Source organism: Methylobacterium sp. E-025 (assembly GCF_022829705.1).
Taxonomy (GTDB): domain Bacteria; phylum Pseudomonadota; class Alphaproteobacteria; order Rhizobiales; family Beijerinckiaceae; genus Methylobacterium.
The window spans coordinates 1-5619 of record NZ_JAKSYR010000207.1 but is presented as its reverse complement, the minus strand read 5'-3'; the positions used below and the strand labels follow the sequence as shown (position 1 = coordinate 5619).

The following is a 5619-nucleotide window of genomic DNA, read 5'->3' as shown; positions in this document are numbered from 1 at the left end:
ATTGAATAGTGTCTAACTGACTCAGGAGCAATTATACGGTAAAAACGCTAACCAAAAACTTCAGACGTTTTTAATGTAAGTTTTTACTACACGAAAAGCCGTTTTTAAACACACGAAAAGCCGTTTTTACTACACGAAAAGCCGTTTTTACTACACGAAAAGCCGTTTTTACTACACGAAAAGCCGTTTTTGAATGACATAATTGATTAATTTTCAAATAGTTGCAAGCCCCTCAAATAGAACAAAGCTTTACAAATACACAAGTTGTGTTTCGCGCGAGGAAAAAAGCTTTTAGGACGGTGGATAACTCCCGACGGAAAACAGAAAACAAACAAAATACCCTAGAAGCCAGTGACTTGCGCGCATTCGATAAACACTATATAATTTGCAATCAACAGTATATAAAACTTATTGTCGAGCTTATGTACCCTCTTGCACCCGGGAGAACTTTTGCCCCAGGGGCCGTGGGGAAGCAAGCCCTGAGCAGCGCCGGCACCAGGTGTAACCTAGTCGCACTAGATGCCCGTAGGAGAAAGGCAAATAGCAATTTCCCTGTATGCGCTACACCTGCCAACACTGTTCGACTGTTTATACTCCCCGCCGCAAAGGAGGCCGATTCTGCTCCACTAACTGCCGGGTCAGCGCGTGGGATAAAGCCCAAAAGTCAGAGGAAGCGCAGTGGTTGTACCAGGGCGAAGAGTACTACCTAGCCCGCAAAATCGACTTCTTAGGAGAGGAAGCGGGGAAGCTATTGCCTCAGCTCAGCGATACGATGACCCCAGACCAGGTGAAGCAGATACGGACGCTACTCGACCGGATGCAGTACGAACGGGCCAACTCGGTAGTGCAGCGTCTAGTGAAGGCCAAACCAGTATTACCAGGTGGTACAAGCGTAAAGGTTTAGCGTAGATAAGCTCCTGATAGCGTAACTGATAAGCGTAAGAAATACGATGTAAGCGTAAGGCGCAAACGTAAGCAAGCGTAATGTTCAAGCGTTGTGTACTCACTAGACAATTTTGGGCAGCCTAAGCGCTGCGCTTTAGGCTGCCCAAAATTGTCTGTTCGGCCCTGCGGGCACCCGTTCTACCCGGTGGTCCCCGGCACCCGAAGCCGGCCCGTTGGCCACCCTTTTTCCCTACCGCCCCGATGCCCTATGCCATCCTGCGCACGGCCAAGCTCAAGACCGCCGGCAACCTGAATTCCCTCAACGAACACCTGCAGCGGCTGCGGCCCACGCCCAACGCGGATGCCGAGTTGACCCCGCTCAACGTGCAGCTGGTGGGCAGCCAGGACCTCGCGGCCGACGTGCAGGCCCGCCTCGATGCGGCCGGCTGCACGGTGCGCAGCAACGCCGTGCTGGCCGTCGAGCACCTGATGACCTTCAGCCCCGAGTTTTTGGACATTCGCAAGGAGCCCGGCCAGTCCGGCAAGCTGGCCCAGCTCGTTTGCTCACCTGAGGACGGGGCCAAGTTTGCCGGCTTCCGGGACCGGGCGATGGAGTGGCTCAATGAGCGCTATGGGAAAGAGAACGTGGTGAACGCCGTGCTGCACCTCGATGAGCAGACCCCGCACATCCACGCCACGGTCGTGCCCATCGATGCGGCCGGCAAGCTCAATTGCCGGGCCATGCTGGGCGACCGGCAGAAGATGCGCGACATGCAGACCAGCTTTGCGGCTAAGGTGGCCCCGCTCGGGCTGCAGCGCGGGGTGGAGGGTAGCCAGGCCCAGCACCAGGAGGTAAAGCGCTTCTACGGCCTGGTCAAAGAACTCAACCCGCAGCTGGAGCAGGAGGCGCAGCGCCAGGTGGCCCAACAACGCTTGCGTCAAGCCGAGCAGCAGCACAGCCGCGGCGGTGGGGTAAGCATGTGAAATGCGTATCGGCGTCAACTGCTACCACAATTGCCACCAAGGCTTCTTCAGGTCCGGATTCTGCTTGTCAGCTTCTTCCATTGGCCTCAATTCGCCGTTTTCAGGGAGCAGTATAGGCCCCTCAAAACTGGGGTCATAAAAGCCAACTTGATGCTTCTGCGCCAGCCGGTGAGCCGTTTCGTTCGCTTCCCCTGACAAAGACCAGCTAAAGGCGGCATAGATAACCACGCGGCCGATACAATAGTCCGTTTCGTAAGCACTTGTGTGGTCATCGGTCGCGTTAGGACCGTTCATGTCTGGAAATGTCTGTTCCATTTCCATTAGCCAGGCCCGAAGTTCAGGAGTGGTTATAGCCGGGTCATCGTAGGTGTGCTCCTCTGCCCATTCTGTTTGGGTGTCATACCAAGCCATAAACTCAGACTTCGTTTTTGGGGCGGCCTCTTTGCTGAAAACCATCAGGTCGTAGCTCATACGGATAATGCTTATAGCAGCAAAGTACCACAATTAGAGGGTAGGGGCAGTGGGGCGAAAAACCGCTACTTTTCCGTGAGGCCGCTTATAACGGATGTTATGTTAAGGGACGAATCCCAGACGAGGCAGGTACTAGTTGCACTTCCCCATTGCCCCTAAAATCCTGTTTCGGACAGGCCGTTGAAAAACCACCGTTTTCTTGGACCTAGCTGCCGCGTCTACTTTTGGTCCAGCTCGTGTAATTCGGGATGGCTTCGGATTCGAGAAACAAACTCCACGGTCCCTTTCCCCTTTCGGGCCTTCTCTGCCCACCAGATGCCCAGCCCTACGCCTAACGCGGCGCACACGCTTCCCACCACAACACCTGGCATCCCCTTCAATCCAAGCCAAGCGAGTCCCCCGACAATCACGCCTATCAAGGAAGGCGAGACCATAATTTGTAGCCACGCGAAAAAAGAAGTCAGGTTCTTCAAGAAGGTGAACATCATGGTTGGTAATAGGGCAATAAGTATATGCCGCACAGAATTACGTTCGTTTGCGTGAACAACTGCATCTGGTTTGCTTAAATCAGCTAATGGGCCAGTAGGAGTTAAAAAACTGGTTCAGTTAATGAGTTCACGCAAACGAGCGTTAAAAGAATGTACTATCACAGTGCGTCAGAAAGAACGCTCGCCCGCTGTCGGTAATGTACAGTTTAACCTGTTTGACGGACCAGTCTTGGTTTTTCCAGTCTTCAGCTTGTGCGGCCATGAAATCGGCCGTTAGCACCGGCATGAATGGCTTTTCGTCCCCATTGAAGTGTGTTCCCTCATAGAAGCGCACGTAGTCCTGCTGCTGCAACTCCGTCAGGGCTTGGCGCAGCTGCTCTAATATGTCGGCCGCATCAACGGCCGGTTGGCGTTGCTGAAAAACAGAAACCAGCTCCCAGATGGCCGAAAAATCAGCGTCCACATCATCGAGAATCCAGCAGGTGGAGTGGGAAGGAATAAGGGTCATGAACAGGAAGTACAAGGAGCTGACATTGCAGTCTACCGAAAGGGCCAATCCAGCCAAATGAGGGTATTAATGCCTAAGGAGCCTCGTTCACGGCTCATGGAACTCTGCCGTTGCTAGACCGCTGGTATGCAGGCAGTCTTGCAGCCACGCCAGTACTGCCGGCTCTTGCTCTCCTGTGGCGGTGTGCAGGAGCAAGTACAGCTTCTGGTTCGTTAAGCAAAGCAAAAAGTCTTCTTCCCAAACAGGCGGCACCCCAACCGCATAGGCGTAACCCAAGACGTGCGTTTGCCCATCCTGTTCGGCACGCAGCAACGGCCACGTTGGGGGACGCTTTAAACACGTGAGCAGGCGTTGCAGTGTTGGGAAATCCAGTGGTGACGCAAAGGATGATTCATGCTCGAAGCCCATGACCAATTATTAGTTTAGCGAAACGGTGATTTAAATAAGGCGCATGGAAGCTCCTGGTGGTTGTAAGACACGCTGTAAGACACGAATTTTCAGCGTACCTATGTGTCTTACAACTTGTAAGACACGTTCACATGAAGCCCAAAGTCAGTCAGACAAAAACCAAAAACGGTAAGACAGACCCTGAAAACGGTCTTACAGCGGCCGAAATCGGTAAGACAACGCCTGAAATCAGTCTTACAGAAACCGGTATTGGTAAGACTGACGTGGTAGAGGAGGAGAACGACGGTCTTACACCTAGTAAGACAAGCAACAAAGGCGGGCGACCAGCGAAACCGGCCAGCACCACGGCCGTGACTTGGTCGGTGCGCGGGGTGGAACGCGAAACGCGGGCCATGCTGGAGAAGGCCGCGGCGCGGGCCGACAAGACGATGGGGCAGTACTTCAACGACGAGGTGCGCGCCTTTGTCCAAGGCGAGCTCAGCCAGGCCGAGGCCCCGCAGCTGCCGGCCAGCCCCCGCGACCTGCAGGTGCAGGTGGAGCAGCTGACGCAGATGGTCGAGGGCATTGCAGCCCGGTTGGCTGAGCCAGCGCGAAAGAGCTTGTGGCAGCGCGTTTTCGGCAAGTAGGCAGGTAAGCCCTACTTTTTGGTGACCGCGTCGAACAGCGGCCCGTTTGTGGGCTTTTTAAGGCCCAGGATGGTGAGCAGGAGCCCCGACAGGGAATGAGCCTTGGCGTGCTTGCCGGTTTTCAGGTCGTGGGCGAACTTGTTGCAGGCCGCCACGTGCGCCGCGCTGGCCAGGATGGTGGCCACCAGCGCCGGCGTGGTGATGCTCAGCTGCGCGAGTAGCCGGCCGGCGTTCTCCACCTGGTGCTGCTGCATCCCAGCCGGGGCCGTGCCCGCCGGCACCAGGTCAAACGGGATGGTTTCGGCCAGCGCTTGCGGCTTGACCGTGAAAACGATGTTTTTGAAGGCCTTGCCCTTCTTTTCCAGGGTGTAACTGACGTGCAGTTCGGTGTGCTCGTTGATTTGCTTGACAGCAATGTCTAACACTTTACTCTTTAAGTCGCTGACTCTTTCGGTCTTGTCGTTTCCCTTTTCATCGAGAAGGCCGAGCATTCTCTTGAAATCCTGCAGGTCGTACTTTTTAGTTTCGCCTATATCCTTCCATTGGGAGCAGAGCTGATACACCCGCTTAGCGTACTTGCTGGTGAGGCGGAGTGCAGCGGCCAGCTCGTAGCTAGTGAAGTTGTTTTTGAGGTCGAACAGGAAAGGTAAAACGTGCCTAGTCAGGTCAAATTCAATGATTCCTTGCCCTTTGAGGTAGCGAATCCGCTGGAACATCCAGATTTGCTGGTACTCGTTGGCATCTTCCACTTCTAACATGCGGGCTCCCATGTCAGCGGTGGCTTTGTGCAGGTAAGCCCCGTTGTAGCGCTTTCCCGTCAGGCTGGACAACTCTGTAATATCTAATTGATAAACAGTGTCTTTGTCGCCTTTCCGCAGCTTGGAGATGATGAAGAAGAACAAGTCCAATTGCAGCTCCGAGTATTCGTAGCGGGCATTAGTTAGCGCATTATGCTGGCGGATTTCTAGCTCCTTGTTCATTGAATAGTGTCTAACTGACTCAGGAGCAATTATACGGTAAAAACGCTAACCAAAAACTTCAGACGTTTGTAATGTAAGTTTTTACTACACGAAAAGCCGTTTTTAAGAACACGAAAAGACGTTTTTACTAGACGAAAAGCCGTTTTTACTACACGAAAAGACGTTTTTACTAAACAAAAAGCCGTTTTTGAATGACATAATTGATTAATTTTAAAAGAGTTGCAAGCCACTCAAATAGAACAAAGCTTTACAAATACACAAGTTGTGTT

General features: G+C 53.1%; 6 protein-coding genes. 2 read left to right on the top strand and 4 right to left on the bottom strand.

All coding sequences use genetic code 11. From position 1 onward, the window contains the following. Positions 1-1146 precede the first annotated feature (1146 nt). Complete coding sequence (mobV, locus tag MKK64_RS28010) at positions 1147-1869, top strand: MobV family relaxase (protein WP_243939059.1); 723 nt, start codon at positions 1147-1149, stop codon at positions 1867-1869. Positions 1870-1890: 21 nt separating this feature from the next. Here the strand turns inward: mobV and MKK64_RS28005 are convergent, their stop codons facing one another. From MKK64_RS28005 to MKK64_RS27995, 3 genes are all read right to left on the bottom strand, one after another. Next, a complete protein-coding gene (locus tag MKK64_RS28005; protein ID WP_243939057.1) occupies positions 1891-2340 on the bottom strand; it encodes a hypothetical protein in 450 nt (149 codons plus the stop codon). Positions 2341-2970: 630 nt separating this feature from the next. Further along, positions 2971-3351, bottom strand: coding sequence for a hypothetical protein (locus MKK64_RS28000; RefSeq protein WP_243939055.1), 381 nt, complete (start codon positions 3349-3351; stop codon positions 2971-2973). A gap of 72 nt (positions 3352-3423) precedes the next feature. Further along, positions 3424-3744, bottom strand: coding sequence for a hypothetical protein (locus MKK64_RS27995; RefSeq protein WP_243939053.1), 321 nt, complete (start codon positions 3742-3744; stop codon positions 3424-3426). Between the two features lie 131 nt (positions 3745-3875). Here MKK64_RS27995 and MKK64_RS27990 point away from each other — a divergent pair, with 131 nt between their 5' ends. Then, complete coding sequence (locus tag MKK64_RS27990; RefSeq protein ID WP_243939051.1) at positions 3876-4370, top strand: hypothetical protein; 495 nt, start codon at positions 3876-3878, stop codon at positions 4368-4370. 11 nt (positions 4371-4381) lie between these two features. On the opposite strand, the gene MKK64_RS27985 is transcribed toward MKK64_RS27990, so the two are convergent. Then, entirely contained in the window at positions 4382-5350 is a 969-nt protein-coding gene (locus MKK64_RS27985) for a replication initiation protein (protein ID WP_243939049.1), read from the bottom strand. Positions 5351-5619 lie beyond the last annotated feature (269 nt).

Coding starts and splice junctions, on each gene's coding strand:
- mobV (WP_243939059.1), top strand. CDS start 1,147: ATGCCCTATGCCATCCTGCGCACGGCCAAGCTCAAGACCGCCGGCAAC.
- MKK64_RS28005 (WP_243939057.1), bottom strand. CDS start 2,340: ATGAGCTACGACCTGATGGTTTTCAGCAAAGAGGCCGCCCCAAAAACG.
- MKK64_RS27995 (WP_243939053.1), bottom strand. CDS start 3,744: ATGGGCTTCGAGCATGAATCATCCTTTGCGTCACCACTGGATTTCCCA.
- MKK64_RS27990 (WP_243939051.1), top strand. CDS start 3,876: ATGAAGCCCAAAGTCAGTCAGACAAAAACCAAAAACGGTAAGACAGAC.
- MKK64_RS27985 (WP_243939049.1), bottom strand. CDS start 5,350: ATGAACAAGGAGCTAGAAATCCGCCAGCATAATGCGCTAACTAATGCC.